Source organism: Caulobacter sp. LARHSG274, from assembly GCF_052871235.1.
In genome coordinates, this window is sequence record NZ_JBIXJO010000024.1 from 30,914 (window position 1) to 52,766 (window position 21,853).

17 protein-coding genes are annotated in these 21,853 nt (G+C 69.3%); 10 read left to right on the forward strand and 7 right to left on the reverse strand.

Annotation, left to right across the window (positions count from 1 at the left end):
• The first annotated feature begins 162 nt into the window (after positions 1-162).
• The 3 genes from ACIPQB_RS23755 to ACIPQB_RS23765 all read left to right on the forward strand — a co-directional run bounded on the left by ACIPQB_RS23755 (position 163) and on the right by ACIPQB_RS23765 (position 6,466).
• Positions 163-3,168, forward strand: a complete 3,006-nt coding sequence (locus tag ACIPQB_RS23755) for a TonB-dependent receptor (protein WP_446487714.1) — start codon at positions 163-165, stop codon at positions 3,166-3,168.
• A 144-nt stretch (positions 3,169-3,312) separates the two neighbouring features.
• On the forward strand, positions 3,313-4,836 hold the full coding sequence (locus ACIPQB_RS23760) for a response regulator (protein ID WP_446487715.1): 1,524 nt from the start codon (positions 3,313-3,315) through the stop codon (positions 4,834-4,836).
• Positions 4,837-5,050: 214 nt separating this feature from the next.
• Positions 5,051-6,466: a sensor histidine kinase gene (locus ACIPQB_RS23765; RefSeq protein ID WP_446487716.1), complete on the forward strand. Its 1,416-nt coding sequence runs from the start codon at positions 5,051-5,053 to the stop codon at positions 6,464-6,466.
• 3 nt (positions 6,467-6,469) lie between these two features.
• On the opposite strand, the gene ACIPQB_RS23770 is transcribed toward ACIPQB_RS23765, so the two are convergent.
• Positions 6,470-7,210 carry an enoyl-CoA hydratase/isomerase family protein gene (locus ACIPQB_RS23770; protein WP_446487717.1) on the reverse strand — a complete coding sequence of 247 codons (741 nt, stop codon included), beginning with the start codon at positions 7,208-7,210 and terminating at the stop codon, positions 6,470-6,472.
• Positions 7,211-7,485: 275 nt separating this feature from the next.
• On the opposite strand from ACIPQB_RS23770, the gene ccrA reads away from it, so the two are divergent.
• A complete protein-coding gene (gene ccrA / locus ACIPQB_RS23775) occupies positions 7,486-8,760 on the forward strand; it encodes a crotonyl-CoA carboxylase/reductase (protein WP_446487718.1) in 1,275 nt (424 codons plus the stop codon).
• Here ccrA and ACIPQB_RS23780 read toward each other — a convergent pair whose 3' ends face one another.
• Positions 8,761-8,991: a hypothetical protein gene (locus ACIPQB_RS23780; protein ID WP_446487719.1), complete on the reverse strand. Its 231-nt coding sequence runs from the start codon at positions 8,989-8,991 to the stop codon at positions 8,761-8,763.
• Between the two features lie 222 nt (positions 8,992-9,213).
• Here ACIPQB_RS23780 and ACIPQB_RS23785 point away from each other — a divergent pair, with 222 nt between their 5' ends.
• The gene (locus tag ACIPQB_RS23785) at positions 9,214-9,453 is read left to right on the forward strand and encodes a hypothetical protein (protein ID WP_446487720.1); all 240 of its coding nucleotides are present in this window, start codon (positions 9,214-9,216) and stop codon (positions 9,451-9,453) included.
• Positions 9,454-9,472: 19 nt separating this feature from the next.
• Here the strand turns inward: ACIPQB_RS23785 and aroC are convergent, their stop codons facing one another.
• Positions 9,473-10,588 carry a chorismate synthase gene (gene aroC, locus ACIPQB_RS23790; RefSeq protein ID WP_446487721.1) on the reverse strand — a complete coding sequence of 372 codons (1,116 nt, stop codon included), beginning with the start codon at positions 10,586-10,588 and terminating at the stop codon, positions 9,473-9,475.
• A gap of 328 nt (positions 10,589-10,916) precedes the next feature.
• Between aroC and ACIPQB_RS23795 the strand changes: the two genes are divergently transcribed.
• On the forward strand, positions 10,917-12,008 hold the full coding sequence (locus ACIPQB_RS23795) for a methyl-accepting chemotaxis protein (protein ID WP_446487722.1): 1,092 nt from the start codon (positions 10,917-10,919) through the stop codon (positions 12,006-12,008).
• A gap of 80 nt (positions 12,009-12,088) precedes the next feature.
• On the opposite strand, the gene ACIPQB_RS23800 is transcribed toward ACIPQB_RS23795, so the two are convergent.
• The 4 genes from ACIPQB_RS23800 to ACIPQB_RS23815 all read right to left on the reverse strand — a co-directional run bounded on the left by ACIPQB_RS23800 (position 12,089) and on the right by ACIPQB_RS23815 (position 16,161).
• Positions 12,089-12,874 (reverse strand): site-2 protease family protein, encoded by a 786-nt coding sequence (locus ACIPQB_RS23800; RefSeq protein ID WP_446487723.1) that lies wholly within the window; start codon positions 12,872-12,874, stop codon positions 12,089-12,091.
• Positions 12,875-13,046: 172 nt separating this feature from the next.
• On the reverse strand, positions 13,047-14,381 hold the full coding sequence (locus ACIPQB_RS23805) for a M56 family metallopeptidase (protein WP_446487724.1): 1,335 nt from the start codon (positions 14,379-14,381) through the stop codon (positions 13,047-13,049).
• Complete coding sequence (locus ACIPQB_RS23810; protein WP_446487725.1) at positions 14,378-14,755, reverse strand: BlaI/MecI/CopY family transcriptional regulator; 378 nt, start codon at positions 14,753-14,755, stop codon at positions 14,378-14,380. The genes ACIPQB_RS23805 and ACIPQB_RS23810 overlap by 4 nt, the downstream gene beginning before the upstream one ends.
• A gap of 86 nt (positions 14,756-14,841) precedes the next feature.
• The gene (locus ACIPQB_RS23815) at positions 14,842-16,161 is read right to left on the reverse strand and encodes an aminotransferase class III-fold pyridoxal phosphate-dependent enzyme (RefSeq protein WP_446487726.1); all 1,320 of its coding nucleotides are present in this window, start codon (positions 16,159-16,161) and stop codon (positions 14,842-14,844) included.
• 82 nt (positions 16,162-16,243) lie between these two features.
• On the opposite strand from ACIPQB_RS23815, the gene ACIPQB_RS23820 reads away from it, so the two are divergent.
• The 4 genes from ACIPQB_RS23820 to ACIPQB_RS23835 all read left to right on the forward strand — a co-directional run bounded on the left by ACIPQB_RS23820 (position 16,244) and on the right by ACIPQB_RS23835 (position 21,685).
• Entirely contained in the window at positions 16,244-16,924 is a 681-nt protein-coding gene (locus ACIPQB_RS23820; RefSeq protein WP_446487727.1) for a GntR family transcriptional regulator, read from the forward strand.
• Between the two features lie 255 nt (positions 16,925-17,179).
• Positions 17,180-18,667 (forward strand): aldehyde dehydrogenase, encoded by a 1,488-nt coding sequence (locus ACIPQB_RS23825; protein ID WP_446487728.1) that lies wholly within the window; start codon positions 17,180-17,182, stop codon positions 18,665-18,667.
• Positions 18,668-18,672: 5 nt separating this feature from the next.
• A complete protein-coding gene (locus ACIPQB_RS23830) occupies positions 18,673-20,118 on the forward strand; it encodes an NAD-dependent succinate-semialdehyde dehydrogenase (protein WP_446487729.1) in 1,446 nt (481 codons plus the stop codon).
• Positions 20,119-20,317: 199 nt separating this feature from the next.
• The gene (locus ACIPQB_RS23835; protein WP_446487730.1) at positions 20,318-21,685 is read left to right on the forward strand and encodes an aspartate aminotransferase family protein; all 1,368 of its coding nucleotides are present in this window, start codon (positions 20,318-20,320) and stop codon (positions 21,683-21,685) included.
• The last annotated feature ends 168 nt before the right edge of the window (positions 21,686-21,853 follow it).

Sequence of the window (21,853 nt, forward strand, 5' to 3'; positions counted from 1 at the left end):
GGCCTGTCGCCAGTTGACAGCCAAGGTCCTCAAGTATGCAATCCTCATTATGCTACGGGGGTCGGCCGCACGCCCACGTGGCGCCATGGTGCGGCGCCGAGGAAACATTAGACGTTCGCAGGGGCCGCCATAAGGAACCGCGCCGTCCAGGGAGGGAATAGAATGTCGCAATCTCTGCGTATGCGGAGCCTGTTGGCCATGGGCGCATCGGTGACCGTGCTGGCCGCCGTCGGCGCCCCGGCCTTCGCCCAGACGGCGCCGCCGGCCCCGTCCAAGCCCGAGCCGACCGCCGGCAACGTCATCGAGGAGCTGGTGGTCACCGCCCAGAAGCGGGAGGAGGCCCTTCAGGACGTGCCGATCGCCGTCTCGGCCTTCAGCCAGGACAGCCTGGAGGCGCAGAAGATCGACGGCGGCCCCAACCTGCAGCAGGCCATTCCGAACGTCACTTTCGGCAAGAGCAACTTCACCAACACCTTCAACTTCCAGATCCGCGGCATCGGCAGCAAGGGCGTCGGCGTCTCGGCCGACAGCGGCGTCGGCGTCCACGAGAACAATGCGCCGCTGCAGACGAGCAACCTGTTCGAGGCCGAGTTCTTCGACGTCGAGCGGGTCGAGGTGCTGCGCGGTCCGCAGGGCACGCTGTACGGCCGCAACGCCACCGGCGGCGTCGTCAATATCATCACCGCCAAGCCCACCGACAGCTTCGAGGCGATGATCCGCGGCGAGGTCGGCAACTACGGAACCCAGAAGGTGCGCGGCATGATCAACATGCCGATCGTCGGCGACAAGCTGATGATCCGCGCCGCCGGCTCCTATGTGAAACGCGACGGTTTCGTCGAGAACACCTTCAACGGCCACAAGGTCGATGACCGCGACCTCTATTCGGGCCGCATCAGCGTGGCCTTCAATCCGACCGAGAAGCTGCGCACCAATTTCATGTGGGAGCACTTCAAGGAAGACGACAACCGCGCCCGCATCGGCAAGCAGCTCTGCACCAAGGACCCCGGTCCGGCCACGGTCGGCGGCGTCGCCACCGGCGCCAATCGCAAGTACCTGAGCCAGGGCTGCGCCAACGCCAGCCTGTTCACCGACGCCGCCTACGGCACCGTGAACACCTCGGCCACCCTGTTTGGCGTGCTGGGCAACCTGGTGGGCTTCACCGGCGGCGACCTCAACGCCGGCGACACCGTCAGCAAGGACCTGCGCCAGATCGAGAGCCGGTTCGACCCGATCTACCGCGCCAAGTCCGACCTCTACCAGGCCAATATCGCCTATGACCTGACCGACGACCTGCAGCTGACCTCGCTGACCTCGTACAGCAAGAGCCACATGTATTCCCGGCAGGACTATTTCCGGAACATCTCGCCGGGCACGTTCAGCAACAGCGCCCTGACGCCGGGCGGCAGCTTCACCGACCCGCAGACCGGCACGGCCAACACCTTCCTGACCTATGACATCTCGAGGAACAACGCCAAGCAGTTCAGCCAGGAATTCCGCATCCAGTCGAACTTCGACTACCCGCTGAACTTCAACGTCGGCGGCATCTATTTCGACTACAAGGGCACCACCGACTACCTGGTGATCAGCAACGGCCTGACGATCTCGGCCCTGGCCCTGAACTTCAGCAACACCGGTAATCCGAACTGCAACCCGGCCACCACGGCCAATTGCATCGGCATCGACACCGCCGCCGACCCCAGCGGGGAGGGCCACAACTATTATGACAACCACACGCCCTTTCACCTGGAGTCCAACGCCATCTTCGGCGAGCTCTACTGGCAGGCCAATGACGACCTGAAGTTCACGCTGGGCCTGCGCCGCACCGACGACAAGAAGACCTCGGACAACTATCCGACCGCCTTGCTGACGCCCGGCTACGGCCTGTCGCTCGGCACGCCGGCCCAGCAGTTTTCACGGTTCCAGGAGCTGACCGGCCGGTTCGGCTTCGACTACAAGGCCCATCTGAGCTTCACCGACGAGACCCTGCTCTACGCCTTCTTTTCCAAGGGCTACAAGGGTGGCGGCGCCAACCCGCCGGGCGCGATCGGCCTGGCCGGGGTGGCGGCCACCTACCAGCCCGAATTCGTCAACGCCCTGGAGATCGGGGCCAAGAACACCCTGCTGGGCGGCAGCCTGATCTTCAACGCCACCGGCTTCTACTACGACTACCAGGGCTACCAGATCTCCAAGATCGTCAATCGCACCTCGGTCAATGAGAACGTCGACGCCAAGGTCTATGGCGCCGAACTGGAAAGCATCTGGTCGCCGATCCACAACCTGCGCTTCAATGCCAATGTCGGCTATCTGCACACCGAGATCGGCGACGGCGTCAGTTCGATCGACACCATGAACCGCACCCAGGGCGATCCGGCCCTGACCCTGGTCAAGGCCGCACGGCCGGCCTCGGCGATCGGCAGCAACTGCGTGCTGACTACGGCCGGCGTCGCCGCCATCCTCAGCACGCCGCTGGGCGGGACCCTGCCCCTGGCCTGCGCGGGCCCGGGCACCGGGGCCAGCAGCTATTACAGCAATCTCACCAACACCCTGCTGACCCTGCCGGCGGCGTCCGGCGGCGCCGGCCTGTCGGCGGCCAACGCCAACCTGGTGCAGACCATCCTGGCCCGGGCGGGCGGCCCGTCCGCCGGCGCGGCCACCCTGGTCGGCGCGCTGGTCGGCACCGGGGCCTTCACCGTGCCCCAGGCCACCGGCCTGGTCACGGCGGCCCTGACCGCCAACGCCCTCGCCAATGGCACGGGCCTCTACAACTATCCGACCGGGGCATCGATCGACGGCCGGCCGGCCGACCTGTCGGGCAACCAGCTGCCCAACTCGCCGCACTGGACCTTCTCGGTCGGCGGCCAGTACACCTTCGACCTGGCCGGCGGCTGGGCGGCCACCCTGCGCGGCGACTATTATCGCCAGAGCGAGCAGTACGCCCGCATCTACAACACCGCCTACGACAAGCTGAAGTCGTGGGAGAACGTCAATTTGACGCTCAAGATCGAAAAGCCGGAGTGGAATTTCGAAATCGACGCCTACGTCAAGAACCTGCTCAACGACACGCCGATCACCGACGCCTACACCACCGACGATTCGTCAGGCCTGTTCACCAATGTCTACACGCTGGAGCCGCGGCTCTACGGTGTCAGCCTGACCAAGAAATGGTAGCTTGAGACCCCATGCGGGGCGGGCGGCGGGGCGATCCGCGGCCCGCCCCGCATGCGGCAAATCCGCCGGTGGCTTGGCCATTTACGACTCCGCAACGCCAACCGGCGATGGTGTTGATCCAATAGACGCTCGTCGAACGGCCACATGGATACGCTCGCTCGCTTCATAGACCGCCGAGCCCCGATCGACCCCGCGACGTCATGCGCGGACGTCCGGGCGCTGTTTCTGGCCGAATCGCACACCGGCGCGGTGGCCGTGACCGTGTCGAACAAGCCGGTCGGCCTGGTCTATCGCGACGTTTTCCTCGGCCAGATGGCTGTTGCAGCCGATGGCCTGAGCCCGCGTCCAATCTCCGAAGTGATGGATTCCGAGCCGCGCATCCTCGCCGCGACTCTTGAGGCCGGGGTGCTGGTCGAGACCATGTCGCAGAGCGCGACCCCCGTGTTCCGCAGCGCCTATGTCGCCGTCGACGAGGCCGGCGACTATGTCGGCGTCGGGGGACTGGGTTCGCTGTTGGCTTCGCATCGCCGCCGCCGACGCGAGGCCGACGAGGCCATGGCTCTGGTCGAACGCATGGCCAGCGACATCGGCCACCATCTCGAAGGCGTCCTGGCCTTCACCGACCGGCTGGAACAGTCGCGGCTGACGCCCGACGCCGCCGCCTATGTTCGCGCCATCGGCGACACCAGCCGCGACATGAGCGACGTGCTGAACCGGGCCATGGACCTGCGCCGGGCGGTGATGGGCGAACTGGTGCTCAATCCGGTCCCGACCCAGCTGCGCCAGCTCAGCGACGCGGTCGAAAGCCGCTGGAGCGCCCGGGCGGCCGAGGGCGGCTCGACCCTGCTGTTCTCCTATGACGGCGATCCGGAAGCCGCAGTCCTGATCGACGCCGATCGCGTGCTGCAGGTGTTCGACGCCCTGATCGACAGCGCCCTGTCGAGCGGCCGCGGCGTCATCGAGGCCAGTCTGAAGGCCCGCGCTGTCGACGGCGGCCTGCGGCTGGAAGGCCGCGTGCGCGACAACACCGGCGGTTCGGCGTCCGAACGCCTGGCCCGGGTGTTCGACCCGCTGGGCGCCTCGCGCATCGAGGACCGCAACGAACTCTCGCTGGGCGTCGGCATGGCCCTGGCGCGCGGCCTGACCCGCGCCATGGGCGGCCCGCTGCGGGCCGAGGCCAATCTCGGCGCCGGCCTGACCCTGCACTTCGCCCTGACCGCCCCGATCGCCAGCCTAGCGCAGGAACACCCGGACGAGCCGGCCATGGACGGCCGTTCGGCTCACATTCTGATCGTCGACGACAACGCCACCAATCGCATGGTCGCCGAGGCCCTGTGCGAGATGTTCGACTGCACCTCCGAGCAGGTGGTCGACGGAGTCGAGGCGGTGGAAGCCGCGCGCGGCGGCCGCTTCGACCTGATCCTGATGGACATCAAGATGCCGCGGATGGACGGCGTCACCGCCACCCGCGCCATCCGCGAGCTGCCCGGCCGGGCCGGTCGCGCCCCGATCGTCGCCCTGACCGCCAACGCCGACCCGGCCGACGTCCAGTCCTATATCGCCGCCGGCATGCAGGACGTGGTCGAAAAGCCGATCAAGCCCGAACGCCTGGCCGTGGTGCTCAGCGCCCTGCTCGGCGGCGAGGACGACGCCGAGGCGGCGGCCTGACGGGCTTGGTCTCCCGCGAGGGAGGGGCTCGAATCTCTGCAATCCAGGAATCGGGATAATTTCCCAGCCAGGCTCAGCGCCGCGCCGCCATGACGATGGCGAAGGCGTCGCCTGCATGTTGAATTTCCAGACGCGGAGCGGCGGCGTGGGGACAATGCTTGACACCCCTCCCGCCCTCGGGTTTGCAGACATGAGGCGAGTGGAAGGGGAGGCCGTGACGACGCAGGTGGGATCAGAGCCGTCGCCCGTCCTGACCGCCCTGCGCCAGGCGCCGATCGGCATCGCCATCTTCGACCGCGACATGCGTTATCTGGCGGCCTCGGATCGCTATCTGACCGACCAGGACCTGCCGGCCGACACGCCCCTGGTCGGGCGGGTGCATTACGACGTCTTTCCCGGCGTGCCCCAGCGCTGGCGCGACATCCACGCCCAGGCGCTGCGCGACGGGGTCGAACGCCGCCATCCGGGCGAGGCCTTCGTGCGTCCGGACGGCGCGGTCGACTGGATCCGCTGGTCGGTGGCTCCCTGGCGCGCCGAGGACGGCCGGATCGGCGGACTGGTGCTCTATACCGAGGTGGTGACGCCCGACGTCGAGGCCCGGCGCGAGCTGGAGGCGGCGGAAGCCCGCTATCGCGCCGTGTTCGATCAGGTCGCCATGGGCGTGGCCCGGGTGGCGCCGGACGGCAGGTTCCTGGAGGTCAACGACCGCTTCTGCGCCATCGCCGGCCATGACCGCGCGGCGCTGCTGGCCGGCGATTTCCAGACCATCACCCATCCCGAGGACCTGACCAAGGACCAGGCGGCGGTCCACGCCCTTCTGAGCGGCGACCAGCAGACCTACACGATCGAGAAGCGCTACATCACCGCCGGCGGCGAGACCGTGTGGGTCAACCTGACCGTCTCGCTGATGCGCGGCCCGGACGGAGCGCCCGACTATTTCGTGTCGATCATCGAGGACATCGCCGCCCGTAAGTTCGCCGAAGGCCTGCAGCACCGCCATCACCAGCAGTTGCGGCTGATGATCAACGAGCTGAACCATCGGGTGAAGAACACCCTGTCGACCATCCAGTCGATGGCGTCGCAGACCCTGCGCAGCGACCCCGACCCGTTGTCGGCCTACGCCAAGTTCGAGGCCCGGCTGCTGGGCCTGTCGCGAGTGCATGACCTGCTGACCAGCGAGCACTGGCACGGGGCCGACCTGCGCGCCGTCGTCACGCGCGCCCTGCGCCCGTTCGTCGAGGACGCCTCGGGCGGCGTGGAGATGGAGGGGCCGGACGTCTGGGCCCCGCCTTCCGCCGCCCTGGCCGTCGCCATGCTGCTGCACGAACTGGCCACCAACGCCACCAAGTACGGCGCCTTGTCGGCGGCGAAAGGGCGCGTGCGCCTGGCCTGGGCGTTCGATGAGAACGCGCGCCTGGTGCGGATGACCTGGACGGAGTCCGATGGCCCCAGCGTGCGGCCGCCGGAGCGCCAGGGCTTCGGCACCCGCCTGATCGACCGTTCGCTGCGCGATCTGCAGGGCGCGGCGACCCTGCAATATCGTCCCGAGGGCGTGGTTTGCGAAATGCATCTGCGTTTGCCGCCGGACGGCGAGCCGCTCGACCGCGCCGCCTTGGCGGCGTCCGCCTGACGATCACCCGCGCCGAAACAGCGCCGCCCGCTTGGCCATGAACGCCGCGACCGCCTCGCGGTGGTCGGCGCTTGCCACCAGGGTCGGCAGCTCCTCCTCGACATAGGACCGGCCGTCGACCACCCGCTTGACCGCCTCTACGGCCAGGGGCGCGCGCGAGGCGATCCACTCGGCCAGGCGGAAGGCCTCGGGCAGCAGTTCGGCCGGCGGGTGGACGGCGGCGACGAGGCCGTCGGCCAAAGCGCGCTCAGGACCGAACTGGGCGCCGGTCAGCAGGTGGGCCTTGGCCCGCGCCACGCCGATCAGCCGCGGCAGCCGGGTGGCCGAGGCGATCAGACCGATATTGACCCCTGAGGCGGCGAACACCGCCCGGTCGCTGGCCAGGCGGATGTCGCAGGCCAGGGCCAGTTCCAGTCCGCCGCCGAAACACCAGCCGTCGACGGCGGCGATCACCGGCACCCGCAGGGCCTCCACCCAGTCCATCAGGCGGTTGAAGTTCTCCACTGCCGCCAGGGCGTCGGGCGCGGCGCGGCCATGGGCTTCGCGCAGGTCGTCGCCGGCGCAGAACACCCCGCCGCGACCGGTCAGCACCACGGCGCGGGTGTCGTCGTCGGTGGCGATCTCGTCGAGGATCCGCACCAGTTCGGCCCGGACGGCTAGGCCCAGGGCGTTGGCGGGCGGGGCGTCCAGCTCGACCAGCAGGATCGAACCGGTGGGTCGGCTGACATGGATAGGCGAACTCATGGTCCGACCCTGGCCGATGATCGCGGGATTGGGAAGCGCCTAGCCCGACCTTGACGTCATGGTCGGTTTCACGCGCAACCATGCTGCATCGCAACAATTTTCTACTTGCCAGATTTAAACGGTTGTCACAGCCTAGGGCGTCTTCGCGATGGAAACTTCCGTCGTGAAGCGCCAAAATGAGGGTTCGACGCGGTGAAATGATCGCGCGGAACGAACCCCGGAGCGCTGAAAGCCATTCGCGCGTTGTGTTGCAGCGCCGAAGAACGGGGAGTGACATGACCGCCGCGACGCTGGAAAAGACCGATCTGAAGGACCTCTACGAGATCGGCGAGATCCCGCCGGCCTTCCATGTCCCCAAGACCATGTACGCCTGGAGCATCCGCAAGGAGCGCCACGGCAAGCCGACGACGGCCATGCAGGTCGAGGTCGTGCCGACCTGGACGATCGGCGAGGACGAGGTTCTGGTCCTGGTGATGGCCGCCGGGGTCAACTACAACGGCGTCTGGGCCGCCTTGGGCGAGCCGGTCAGCGTGCTCGACGTTCACAGGCAAGCCTATCACGTCGCCGGCAGCGACGCCTCGGGCGTGGTCTGGGCCGTGGGGGCCAAGGTCCGGCGCTGGAAGCCCGGCGACGAGGTGGTGATCCACTGCAATCAGGACGACGGCGACGACGAGGAGTGCAACGGCGGCGACCCGATGTTCTCGGCCAGCCAGCGGATCTGGGGCTACGAGACCCCGGACGGCAGCTTCGCCCAGTTCTGCCGGGTGCAGTCACGTCAGCTGATGCCGCGCCCCCAGCACCTGACCTGGGAAGAGGCCGCCTGCTACACCCTGACCCTGGCCACCGCCTATCGCATGCTGTTCGGCCACAAGCCGCATGAGCTGAAGCCGGGGCAGAACGTGCTGGTCTGGGGCGCCTCGGGCGGCCTGGGGGTATTCGCCGTGCAGCTGGCCGCCGTCGCGGGGGCCAACGCCATCGGCGTGGTCAGTGACGACGACAAGCGCGAGTTCGTGCTGTCGATGGGCGCCAAGGCGGTGCTGAACCGCAAGGAGTTCAACTGCTGGGGCCAACTGCCGAAGGTCAACGGTCCCGAGTTCAACGACTACATGAAGGAAAGCCGAAAGTTCGGGAAGGCCATCTGGCAGATCACCGGCAACAAGGACGTCGACCTGGTGTTCGAGCATCCGGGCGAGTCGACCTTTCCGGTCAGCGTGTTCGTGGTCAAGCGCGGCGGCATGGTCGCCATCTGCGCCGGCACCAGCGGCTTCAACCTGACCATGGACGCCCGCTTCCTGTGGATGCGGCAGAAGCGGGTTCAGGGCAGCCACTTCGCCAATCTGATGCAGGCCAGCGCCGCCAACCAGCTGGTCATCGACCGCCGGGTCGATCCCTGCCTGTCGGAGGTGTTTCCCTGGGACGACATCCCCGCCGCCCACGAGAAGATGCTGGCCAATCAGCACCTGCCCGGGAACATGGCGGTCCTGGTCTGCGCCCAGCGGCCGGGCCTGCGGACCTTCGAGGAGGTGCAGGAGATCAGCGACGGAACCTAATCAGTTCCCCTGCCGCTTCTTCCACGCCTTGAATTCGCGCTTTTCGCGGTCCTTGCGGCTTTCGCCCGGGACCACCGCCTTGCCGGTGGCGACCACGACCTTGGCGCCCGTGCCGACCACCGCCCCGGTCGCGTCGACCACGGCGCCGCCGGCGGCGACGGCGAGGCAGCCCTGGAGGCTGGCGGCCAGCCCCAGTAGGGACAGGGCGAGGGCGGGACGGTTCAGACGCATGGCGCAATATACTCACGGAATGGACGCGCTTTTTAACGCACGGACGGCGCAGGGTCGCCGCGTCCGATGGCCGCTGCATGGCCGATTTCCGGCGCCCGGGGCAGGTGTGGCGAAAATGCCCGCTCGGGCCGCTAAGGGGCTTGGTTACTGATTGTCAACGAAAAAATCAGGAACAAGCCGGCCCGGCCACGAGTTGATGGGGCGTAAGGACACGGAATTCCCATGGCGCGTCGCGACGATCTTATCAAGGCCGAGGCTCTGGAGCTCTGGAAGCAGATGCATGACGAGCCCCCGCCGGAGGTCAGCGGCGGCGAATTGCTGGAACTGATCTGCCGGGACCTGGTCGTCCGCGCCTACGACCGCGTACAGTCGCCGTTCCTCCGCCCGACCATGATCCTGCGACCCGAGGAATGGCCGGAAGCGGCCAAGGTCCGGCAGCTCAGCTCGGAACCTTCTCGCTAGGGGCGGCCTGCGCCGCCGATCAGCGTCCGCCGCCCGGAACGAAGGTCCCGCCGCCGGTCTGGGCGCGATGGCGCAGGAAGGCGTCGGCCAGCACGCAGGCGGTCATCGCCTCGACCACCGGCACGCCGCGGATGCCGACGCAGGGATCGTGGCGGCCCTTGGTGCGCAGGTCGACCTCCTCGCCGGCCTCGTTGAGGCTCTGGCGCAGGGTCAGGATCGACGAGGTCGGCTTGAAGGCCACCCGGGCCGTCACCGGCTGGCCGGTCGAGATCCCGCCCAGCACGCCGCCGGCGTGGTTGGACAGGAACATCGGCCCATCGGGGCCCATCCGCATCTCGTCGGCGTTGTCTTCGCCCGACAGGGCGGCGCTGGCGAAGCCTTCGCCGATCTCGACCCCCTTGGCGGCGTTGATCGACATCAGGGCGGCGGCCAGTTCGGCGTCGAGCTTGCCGTAGAGCGGCGCGCCCCAGCCGGCCGGCACGCCGATCGCCTCGACCTCGACGACCGCGCCGGTCGAGGAGCCGGCCTTGCGGACGGTCTCCAGGTGCTCTTCCCATAGCGGAATGATCCCGGCGTCGGGCGACCAGTAGGGATTCTGCTCGACCTGGTCCCAGTCCCAGCGGGCGCGGTCGATGTGGTGCGGGCCGATCTGCACCAGGGCGGCCCGCACCGTGACGCCGGGGATCACCAGCCGGGCGATCGCCCCGGCCGCCACCCGTGCGGCGGTCTCGCGGGCAGAGCTGCGGCCGCCGCCGCGATAGTCGCGCACGCCGTACTTGGCGAAATAGGGAAAGTCGGCGTGACCGGGCCGGAAGGCCTGGGCGATCTCGCCATAGTCCTTGGAGCGCTGGTCGGTGTTGTCGATCATCAGGCTGATCGGCGCGCCCGTGGTGCGTTGACCCTCCGTGCGGGCGTCCTCGAACACCCCCGACAGGATGCGAACCGCGTCCGGCTCCTGGCGCTGGGTGACGAACTTGCCGTTGCCCGGTCGGCGCTTGTCGAGGAAGGCCTGGATCTGCTCGGCGGTCAGGGCGATGCCGGGAGGACAGCCATCGACCACGCAGCCCAGGGCCGGACCGTGGCTTTCGCCCCAGGTGGTGACGCGGAACAGGTGGCCGAAGGTGTTGTGCGACATGCGGCGGGTGTAGCGGAAAGCTCGACCGACTTGAACCCTCTTGCGGCGGGGCTGGCCGGGCCCGCGCCAAGCGCGGCCGGAGCCGGGACGCCATCCTCGCCGTGCTTCGTCGTCGCCACGGCCGCAATTTTGGTCAGAGAATGGGCGATCCTTCCGGTCAATGCCGACAATTAAGGCGTTGATGTCTCTGCCTTTACAACCGGGACGCCAAAACGCGCGACCTATTGTCCGCCCCCATCCCGCGGCTCTGGCGCGGGTGTCATCCTCGCTCGTCTGGCGAGTGATTCGGCTTTTCCGGGTCTTCGCGCCGGTTTCGGGGGAAACCACCATGTCAGCTGAAGACGCCAGCCTGCGCCCGGAGCGCATTCTGGAGCTGTCGGAGCGGCTCAGCGCCGTGGCCGGCGAAAAGATCGGCGAGATCGCCACCGTCAACCGCTCGGCCAAGATGCTGGCGATCAACGCCCTGATCGTCGCGGCCAGGGCCGGCGAGGCGGGGCGCGGCTTCGCCATCGTCGCCGAGGAGTTCAAGACCATCTCCACCCAGATCGACGCGGTGGCCGCCGCCCTGGAAAGCCAGGTGCGAGCCGACCTGAACGAGCTGACGGTGATCGGCGGGGCGATCCTGGGCCACCTGCGCGGTCAGCGCCTGGCCGACCTGGCGCTGAACGCCATCGAGATCATCGACCGCAACCTCTATGAGCGCACCTGCGACGTGCGCTGGTGGGCCACCGACAGCGCCGTGGTCGATTGCGTCGCCGCCCCCTCGCGCGAAGCCTCGACCTACGCCAGCCAGCGGCTGCGGGTGATCCTCGACGCCTACACGGTCTATCTGGACCTGTGGATCTGCGACCCGGCCGGTCGGGTCGTCGCCAGCGGTCGCCCCGAGCGTTACCCGGCCGCCAAGGGCCTGTCGGTGGCCGACTCCGCTTGGTTCAAGAACGCCCTGAAGACCCGGTCGGGCGACGAGTTCACCGTCTGCGACATCGAGCGGGTCCGGGCCCTGAACGACGCCCCGGTCGCCACCTACGCCACCGCCATCCGCGAGGGCGGCCAGGCCCAGGGCAAGGTGATCGGCGTGCTGGGCGTGCATTTCGACTGGAAGCCCCAGGCCCAGGCGGTGGTCGACGGCGTGCGCCTGACCGACGAGGAAAGGACCCGTTCGCGGGTGCTGCTGCTCGACCAGAACCACCGCGTGCTGGCCAGTTCCGACGGCCAGGGCGTGCTGGACGAGACCTTCAAGCTCGACACCGCCGGCGGGACCATGGGCAGCTATGGCGACCGCGGTCGCACGGTCGGCTACGCCCTGACGCCCGGCTACGAGACCTATGCCGGCATGGGCTGGTACGGCTGCCTGGTCCAGACCGCCGAAACCGCCAAGCCGGCGGCGCTCGCCCCGGCCGGCCGGCTGACCGCGGCTTAAACCATCTCCTCACGCGCGCAGCGGGGGAGGTGGCGCGGCGCCGATAGGCGACGTGACGGAGGGGGCGTCACGGCGGCGGTTCAGCCGAACGCCGTCCAGAACCGGAACGCCTCGTAGCCGGCGCCGATGGCGGGGCCTTGCACGCCGAAAGCCTGGACGGTCAGGAAGGCCAGGCGGAAGAACACATTGGCCACCGGCGGCACGAAGAAGATCGCCGCGAACAGGCCCAGGAACACCAGGTTGCCCAGCCGCGTCGCCCGGGCCCGCACCGTCGGCGGCAGATAGGGCCGGATCACGCCGAAGCCGTCCAGGCCGGGCAGCGGCAGCAGGTTGAGGATCAACGCCCAGGCCTGCAGGAAGGCCAGGAAGGCGGCGGCGTGGGTCAGGGCGTTGCCGGCCACGCCGAACGCCCGGTCGGCGGCCAGACCGATCGCCAGGCCGACCAGCACCAGCAGCGTGCCCAGCGGTCCGGCCAGCGAGGCCAGGGCCCGGCCGCGGCGCGAGCGCATCAGGTCGTCGCGCAGATAGACCGCCCCGCCCGGAAAGCCTATGCCGCCCAGGGCCAGGGCGACCAGCGGCAGGACCAGGCTGGTGGACAGGTCGGTGTATTTCAGCGGATCGAGGGTCAGGTAGCCCTTCTCGGCCACCGTGTGGTCGCCGGCCTTGTAGGCGACGAAGGCGTGGCAGAACTCGTGGATCGCCACGCTGAGAATCCAGCCGACCACGACGAAGGCGAAGGTCAGCACCCCGGGCGGATCCGGCAACCGGGCCAGGGCGATCGCCAGCGCCGCGAACACGGCGGTCAGGATCAGGGCGTTGTGGCTGATCGGGGCGGGCTTGGTCGGTCGGACGTCGGTCAGGGTCATTCCCCCTTATACCTTCTCCCAGAGGGAGAGGGAGGGTCCAAGCAAAGCTTGGGAGGGTGAGGGACCACGGTGTTGGGCGGCGTGCCGGCGCGGCGTTCGGGATGGGCGGTGAGGGCCTAACCATCCCCCCACCGCCGCCTTTTGGATGTCGAATCCCGATCGCGGGGTGAAATCAGTGGGCCTTCAGCACCACGTTGAGCAGCAGCTTGCGGTCTGGCGTGTCTTTTCCGGGCGTCACTTCGAGGCGCTCGATCGCGTTCGGGGGCAATCGCATCGGATCGAAATCGGCTAGCGGCGCCACGCCATTCACCAACAGGGTCGTGGAGGGGCGGTCCAAGACGCCGCTGATCGTGGGGTTTCCGATCCAGACCACCATGGGACTGGTCCCGGAGGTGCGCGCGGCGTCGGCGGTGATCATCAAAGGCATGGGGTCGATCAGAATGGGCGATGAGCCCTTCACCGGATCGAAGGTGTTCGATGGCGGCTTGGCGGTCGCCTGCCGGGCCAGGGCCAGGGAACCGCCGCCGACGAGCGTGGCCAGGGCGGCGCTCAGGGCGAGGATCAGGCCCAGACGCGGGGCGGAGACGGCTTGGCTGGGTTGCAGGATGGCGGTCAGGCGCATGGTGGTCAGCTTCCTGTGATGGCCGGCGAAGGCCGATTGTTGGGGGGAAACGAGGCGGCCCTTCAGGGCCTCGACGAGGTCGTGGGCGTACTGGTGGCGGGCCTGGGGGGAGGCCTCGACCAGGGCGAGTTGGTCGCAAAGCTCTTCACGGGCGGCGGTCATATGGGCGCGCAGGACGGTGATGACGGGAGCCGCGAGCCAGAACAGGCCGGCCAGGGCGTTCTCAAGGACCAGCCGGACGTTGTCGCGTCGGTGCAGGTGGGCCAATTCGTGCAGGCAGATCAGGGCCAGCGGCGCGGCGCGGGTGGTCGAGACCAAGCGAGTGGGCAGGAGGATGGCGGGACGGCGCAGGCCAACGAGCAGCGGCTGGTCGATCTCGTCGCTGACCAGGATCGGCGGCGTCGCGACCTCCGGCCGACGACCCGCCGAGCGTAGCCGCTCCAGCAAGGCGGGATCATCGACGGGGCTGGCCCGGCGCGTGACGGCCATCAGGCGACCATGGCCTTCTCGCCAGGCCCACAGGTGGTGCGTCATGCCAAGGATCGACAGGCCCAGGACGCTCCAGGCCACAGCCTGCGCCATCCACGGCGGCGACGCGGCGTGCAGGGCTCGGACGGCGGGCGCGGTCTTGAGGATCGCAGTCAAGGGCAGGTGCGAGCTGGCGACCGAGGGCGGCCCGGCCGCGGCCGACGCCAACCCGACCGCGCCGAACAGGACGGCCGCCAGGGCTCCCGCCGGAAGCAGGAAGGCCAGGCTCCAGGCCGCCGCGCGCGGTCGGGGATCGGCGGTCAGCCGTTCGGTGACGGCGCCCATCACCCAGCCCAACATCCCGACCGGCCAGGCCGCGACCAGGCCCAGGGCGGCGGCGGAGACCAGGGCGCTCATGGTTGCTCGTCGCCTTTGGGCGCGACGTTCAGCAGCGCCTCGAGCTCGACCAGGTCCTCGGCGGACAGCAGCTGGCTGCCGGAAAAGGCGGAGGCGGGCAGCCGCCCATCGATCTCGAGCAGGCCGCGCAGGCGACCCAGTACGCCGCCGATCACATCCACCTTGGCCTTTTCGGCGCGATAGACAGCCAGGCCGTGCACCGATTGCCGCGACAGCAGGCCCTTGGCGACCATGCGCTCAAGCACGGTGCGGGTGGTTGACGACGTCCAGCCCAGTTCAGGGGCGATGACGACCTGGGCCTCTCGGGCGCTCATCGCGCCACCACGCCAGAACGCCTTGAGGACCTGGAGTTCCAGTTCGGAGGGGTCGGTCATAGCGGCGCGTCTCGCAATTTATGTAACGAGTACACTACATATGTAGCTGACGTGCGTCAAGTGTCGTCTCCGCCTGTCCGTGTCGCCTAATCCACCCCCGCCAGCACCTTGCGGATCGTCTCGACCACCTGGTCCACCTGGCCCTGTTCGATGATCAGCGGCGGCGACAGGGCGATGATGTCGCCGGTGACGCGGATCAACAGGCCCTGGTCGAAGGCGGTCTCGAAGGCGGCCAGTGCCCGGGCGGTCGGGGCGCCGGGGCGGGGTTCCAGCTCGATGCCGGCGATCAGGCCGAAGTCGCGGATGTCGATCACGTGGCGGGCGTCGCGCAGGCTGTGCACCGCCGCGCGCCAGTAAGGCTCCAGGGCCAGGGCGCGCTCGAACAGGCCCTCCTCCTGATAGGTCTCCAACGTGGCGATCCCGGCCGCGCAGGCCAGGGGATGAGCCGAATAGGTGTAGCCGTGGAACAGCTCGATGGCGGCGTCGGCCCCGTCCATCATCGTCTGGTAGATCGTGTCCGACGCGGCCACCGCCCCGGCCGGCACGGCGGCGTTGGTCAGGCCCTTGGCCATGCAGATCATGTCCGGGACCACCCCGAAGCGTTCCGCTGCAAAGGCAGAACCGACTCGGCCGAAGCCGGTGATCACCTCGTCGAAGATCAGCAGGATGTCGTGCCGGTCGCAGATCGCCCGCAGGCGCTGCAGGTAGCCCTCGGGCGGGACCAGCACGCCGGTGGAGCCGGCGACCGGCTCGACGATCACCGCGGCGATGTTGCTGGCGTCGTGCAGGGCGACGATGGCCTCCAAGGCGTCCGCCAACTCGGCGCCGTTCTTCGGCAAGCCCTGGCTGAACAGGTTGCCGGCCACGCCGTGAGTGTGGGGCAAGTGGTCGACGCCAGTCAGCAAGGATCCGAAATATTTGCGGTTGGTCGGGATGCCGCCGACCGAAATGCCCCCGAAGCCGACCCCGTGATAGGCGCGCTCGCGGCCGATCAGCCGGGTCTTGGTCCCCTTGCCGCGAGCCCGGTGATAGGCCAGGGCGATCTTCAGGGCGGTGTCGACCGACTCCGAGCCGGAATTGGTGAAGAAGATGCGGTCCAGGCCTGGCGGGGTGATCTGGGCCAGGCGGCTGGCGAAGGCGAAGGCCGCCGGGTGGCCCATGTTGAAGCTGGGGGCGTAGTCCATCTCGCCGGCCTGGCGGCGAATGGCCTCGACGATCTTGGGGCGGTTATGGCCGGCGTTGACGCACCACAGGCCCGAGGTGGCGTCCAGCACTTGGCGGCCCTCCGGCGTGCGGTAGTGCATGCCCTCGGCGTGGCTGAGCATCCGCGGATTGGCCTTGAACCGCCGGTTGGGCGTGAACGGCATCCAGAAGGCGTCGAGGTCGTTCGGGCCGAAGTCGGGCATGGGGAGTCTCCGCGAGGCCTTGCATTGTGATCGCAATTGTTGGTCTCCTGTCCACCCCTGGCGGTTGGAAAGGGAGGGGGTTGTGCCTGAACCAAGATCCCGCCGCCCGCTTGCGGACTCCCCAGCCATCCATGACCAGGTCTACGAGGCCATCCGCCAGGCGCTGATCACCGGCCGCATCGCGCCGGGCGTCGGGGTCAGCCTGCGCAGCCTGGCCGCCGAGCTGGGGGTGTCGCCCATGCCGGTGCGCGACGCGGTGCGGCGGCTGGTCGCCGAGCGCGCCCTGGAGATCAATCCGGCCAACAAGCGCCTGTCGGTGCCCTCGCTGACGGCGGGCCGGCTGGAGCAGCTGTCCCAGGCTCGGCTGTGGATCGAGCCGGAGCTGGCGGCCCGGGCCGCGCCGCAAGCCGACGCCGCCCTGATCAAGGCCCTGACCGCGCTCGACGCCGAGGTCGACGCCGCCCTGACCCTGGGCGATGTCGATCGCTACATGGCGGCCAATCACCGCTTCCATTTCACGCTCTATGAACGGGCCGGGGCCGAGGTGCTGTTGTCGATGGCCGGCGGCCTCTGGCTGCAGATCGGCCCGTTCATGCGGGTGGTGTTCGGCCGGGTCGGGGCCGACGGCCTGGTCGCCGACCGCCACGCCGAGGCGCTGGAGGCGCTGAAGGCCCGCGACGCCGACGCTGCGCGACAGGCGATCGCCGCCGACCTGTCGGAGGGCATGGACAAGATGCGGGCGGCGGTGGAGGGGCGCGGATGAGCCCATGCATAAAAGCCCGTCATCCCGGGCCTTGTGCCCGGGACCCATTTGTCCGCCGCAGGTGCGGACGTGTGGCGCGCTGGCGCGCCAAGGCGCTTCACGTGCGAGCTGAACGATGGGTCCCGGGCACAAGGCCCGGGATGACGGTGATTAGAACGAGCGCATCTGCTTCAAGCGGACGCCAACCCCCGTGCCTCGTCTTGACAGCCGTCCCGCCAGCGCAAACTGTGATCACAGTTTCATGAGGACCGCCCCATGACCGCGCTTTCGCCCGTCGACGCCCTCAAGACCCTGCCCCTCCCCCGGCGGGCGGTGATCGACGGCGCGCTGGTGGACGCGGCCTCGGGCGAGACCTTCCACAACGTCTCGCCGCGCGACGGGACGGTGCTCAACCAGGTCGCCGCCTGCCAGGCCGGCGATGTCGACCGCGCCGTGGCTTCCGCCCGGGCCGCCTTCGAGGGTGGCCGCTGGCGCGACCAGGGGCCGCGCGACAAGAAGAAGACGCTGTTCCGCCTGGCCGAGCTGATGGAACGCGACGCCGAGCAGCTGGCCCTGCTGGAAAGCCTGGACACCGGCAAGCCGATCCGCGACGCCCGGGCCGTCGACATCCCGCTGTCGATCAGCACCGCCCGCTGGTACGCGGAGGCCCTGGACAAGGTCTATGGCGAGGTCGGAACCTCGCCCGTCGATCGTCTGAGCTATGCTGTGCATGAGCCCCTGGGGGTGATCGGCGCCATCGTGCCGTGGAACTTCCCGCTGCACATGGCGATGTGGAAGGTCGCCCCGGCCCTGGCCATGGGCAACAGCGTCGTCCTCAAACCGGCCGAGCAGTCGCCGCTGACCGCCCTGAAGCTGGGCGAGCTGGCCCTGGAGGCCGGCCTGCCGCCGGGCGTGCTGAACGTGGTCCCCGGCCTCGGCGGCGTCGCCGGCCAGGCCCTGGCCCGGTCGATGGACGTCGACATGATCGCCTTCACCGGCTCGGGCCTCACCGGCCGCCGGCTGATGGAATACGCCGCCCAGAGCAATCTCAAGCGCGTGTCGCTGGAGCTGGGCGGCAAGTCGCCGCAGATCGTCTTCGCCGACTGTCCCGACCTCGACGCCGCCGCCGAGGCCGCCGCCTGGGGGGTGTTCTATAACCAGGGCGAGGTCTGCACCGCCGCCTCGCGCCTGCTGGTCGAAGCCTCGATCAAGGACGCGTTCCTGGAGAAGGTGATCGCCGTGGCCAAGGCCATGGTTCCGGGCGATCCGCTCGACCCGGAGACGGTGTTCGGGGCGATGGTCAGCGAGCGGCAGATGAACACCGCCCTCGACTACATCGCCACCGCCGACAGCCAGGGCAATCGCCGGCTGCTGGGCGGCCAGCGGGTGCGCCAGGAGAGCGGCGGCTTCTATGTCGAGCCGACGATCTTCGACCGCGTGGCCGCCGACCACACCCTGGCCCGCGAAGAGGTGTTCGGGCCGGTGCTGGGGGTGCAGACCTTCCGGAGCGACGACGAGGCGATCCGCCTAGCCAATGACAGCGTCTACGGCCTGGCCGCCGGTCTGTGGACGTCCGACATCAACCGTGCCCTGACCGGGGCCCGCAGGCTGAAGGCCGGCCTAGTGTGGATCAACGGCTGGGACGCCTGCGACATCACCATGCCGTTCGGGGGTTTCAAGCAGTCGGGCTTCGGCCGTGACCGCAGCCTTCACGCGTTACACAAGTACGCCGACCTGAAGTCGGTGTCCGTGACGCTGAGGTAGCCGCCATGACCCTTGAACTCGTCGAAACCGCCGCCTTCATCGACGGCCTGTGGATAGAGGCCGACCAGACCTTCGAAGTGCTCAACCCCGCCACCGGGGCGGTGATCGCCCAGGTCGCCGACCTGGGGCCTTCGGAAGTCGCGGTGGCCATCGAGGCGGCCCACCGGGCCTTCCCGGCCTGGGCCGACCGCACCGCCAAGGACCGCGGCGCGATCCTGCGGCGGTGGTCCGACCTGATGCTGCTGCACGCCGACGCCCTGGCCAGGCTGATGACCGCCGAGCAGGGCAAGCCGCTGGCGGAGTCGCGGGGCGAAGTCGCCTACGGGGCGGCGTTCATCGACTGGTTCGCCGACGAGGCCAAGCGGGCCTACGGCCACGCGATCCCGACGCCCGACAAGGCCAAGCGCCTGGTGTCGATCAAGCAGCCGGTCGGGGTCTGCGCGGCCATCGCGCCGTGGAACTTCCCGATCGCCATGATCACCCGCAAGGTCGGCCCGGCCCTGGCGGCCGGCTGCACGGTGGTGGTCAAGCCGGCCTCCGAGACGCCGCTGTGCGCCCTGGCCATCGCCCGGCTGGCGGTGGAGGCGGGCGTGCCGGCCGGGGTGCTCAATGTCGTCACCGGCAAGGACAGCGCCGGCATCGGCAAGGCCCTGTGCGACGACGCCCGGGTGCGCAAGCTGTCGTTCACCGGCTCGACCCCGGTGGGCAAGACCCTCTACGCCCAGTGCGCCGGCACCATGAAGAAGCTGTCGCTGGAGCTGGGCGGCAACGCGCCGTTCATCGTCTTCGACGACGCCGACCTGGAGGCCGCCGTCGACGGGGCGATCGCCAGCAAGTACCGCAACACCGGCCAGACCTGCGTCTGCGCCAACCGCCTGCTGGTCCAGGCCGGCATCCACGACGCCTTCGTGGCGCGGCTGACCGAGAAGGTGGCGGCGATGAAGGTCGGGCCGGGGACCGAGGAGGGCGTGACGATCGGGCCGCTGATCAACGCCAAGGCCGTGGACAAGGTCGAAGCCCTGGTCCAGGCGGCGGTGGAGCAGGGGGCGACGGCCACCGTCGGCGGCGCGCGGCACGATCTGGGCGGCCTGTTCTACCAGCCCACGGTGCTGACCGGCGCGACGGCGGACATGCAGCTGTTTCACGAGGAGATCTTCGGGCCGGTGGCGCCGATCGTGAAGTTCGCGACCGAGGCCGACGCCATCGAGCTGGCCAACGCCACGCCGTTCGGCCTGGCCTCATACTTCTACAGCCGCGACGTCGCCCGCTGCTGGCGGGTGGCCGAAGCGATCGAGGCCGGCATGGTCGGCATCAACGAAGGCATCATCTCCACCGAGGTTGCGCCGTTCGGCGGGGTCAAGGACTCCGGCCTGGGCCGCGAAGGGGCCTCCGAGGGCTTGGACGAGTATCTGGAGACCAAGTACCTGTGTTTCGGCGGGGTGGGGGGATGACGCCATCCGCCGTCCTTTCCCTTTTCGCACCGTCATTCCCGCCCTTGTGGCGGGAACCCCTCTCTCCGCCGCATGGGCGGGGGTGTGGCGCGCCAGCGCGCCAAAGCGCTTCACCGTCGGCTGAACCAGGGGTTCCCGCCACAAGGGCGGGAATGACGGTTGAAAATTGGCTGGGTGTTATCGGGGGGACCTCGCCGGCATGACCCCCAAACCCGCCCACGCTCCAAACCTCTCCAACCTGCTCCACGACGAAGCCGCGCGCTTCACCGCCGAACACCCCCGCTCGGTCGCCATGGCGCGCGCGTCGGCCGAGGTCTGGCGCGGCGGGGTGCCCATGCACTGGATGGGCGACTGGGCGACCCCGGCGCCGATCTTCGCCGCCCAGGGCGTCGGGGCCCAGATCACCGACATCGACGGGGTGCTGTACGACGACTTCTGCCTGGCCGACACGCCGGCGATGTTCGGCCACGGCGAGCCGGCGGTGGCCCGGGCGATCGCCGACCAGGCGCTGCGGGGCGCGGGCTTCATGCTGCCGACCGCCAGCGCGGTGATCGTCGGCCGGCTGCTGGCCGAGCGCTTCGGCCTGCCGCTGTGGCAGACGGCGACCACGGCCAGCGACGCCAACCGGGCGGCGATCCGCTGGGCGCGGGCGGTGACGGGGCGGCCCGTGATCCTGGTGTTCGACGGCTGCTATCACGGCATGGTCGACGACGCCTTCGTGGCGCTGAGGGACGGCCAGCCGGCGATGAAGCCCGGCCTGCTGGGCCAGCTCCAGGACCTGACCGCCACCACCCGGGTCGTGCCGTTCAACGACCTGGCCGCCCTGGAAGCCGCCCTGGCCCCGGGCGATGTCGCCGCGGTCCTGGCCGAGCCGGTGATGACCAATTGCGGGATGATCCTGCCCGAGCCCGGCTTCCACGACGCCTTACGGGCGATGACCCGCGCGGCCGGGACCCTGCTGGTCATCGATGAGACCCACACCATCTCGACGGGCCCGGGCGGCTACACCGGCGCCCACGGCCTGGAGCCGGACGTCTTCGTGCTGGGCAAGGCCATAGCCGGCGGCGTGCCGGCCGCGGTCTGGGGCGTGACGGCGCAGCTGTCGGCGCGGATGAACGCGGCCGCAGCCCGGGTCGGGCCCGGCCAGTCGGGGATCGGCACCACCCTGTCCGGCAACGCCCTGGCGCTGGCGGCCATGCGGGCCATGCTCAGCGAGGTGATGACGGAGGCGGCCTATGGGCGGATGCTGGCCGGGGCCGAGCGGCTGGCGGCCGGGCTGCGGGCGGTGATCGCCGCGCGGCGCGTGGCCTGGTCGGTGGTCCAGGTCGGGGCGCGGGTCGAGCTGGTGCTGGCCGATCCGCCGCCGAAGACCGCCGCCGCAATGAGGAAGGCGCTGGACGCCGAGGTCCTGGCCGCGCTTCATCTGTGGCTGATCAACCGAGGGGTGCTGATCGCACCCTTCCACACCATGATGCTGGTGTCGCCGGTCACCCAGGACGCCGCCATCGACCGCTTGGTCGTGGCGGTGGATGGGTTCGCTGGGGCGCTGGAGGGGGTGGGCGCATGAACTACAACAATTTCCCCTCCCCCTTGATGGGGGAGGGGCCAGGGGTGGGGGTGACTACGGTGGCGGGGTTCGCTCCGGCCGTGATTCATCCTGAACCGCGGTGGCCCCCCACCCCCCCCCCCACCCCCACAATGGGGTGGGGGGGGGAAAGCCCCGGGAGAGACACGC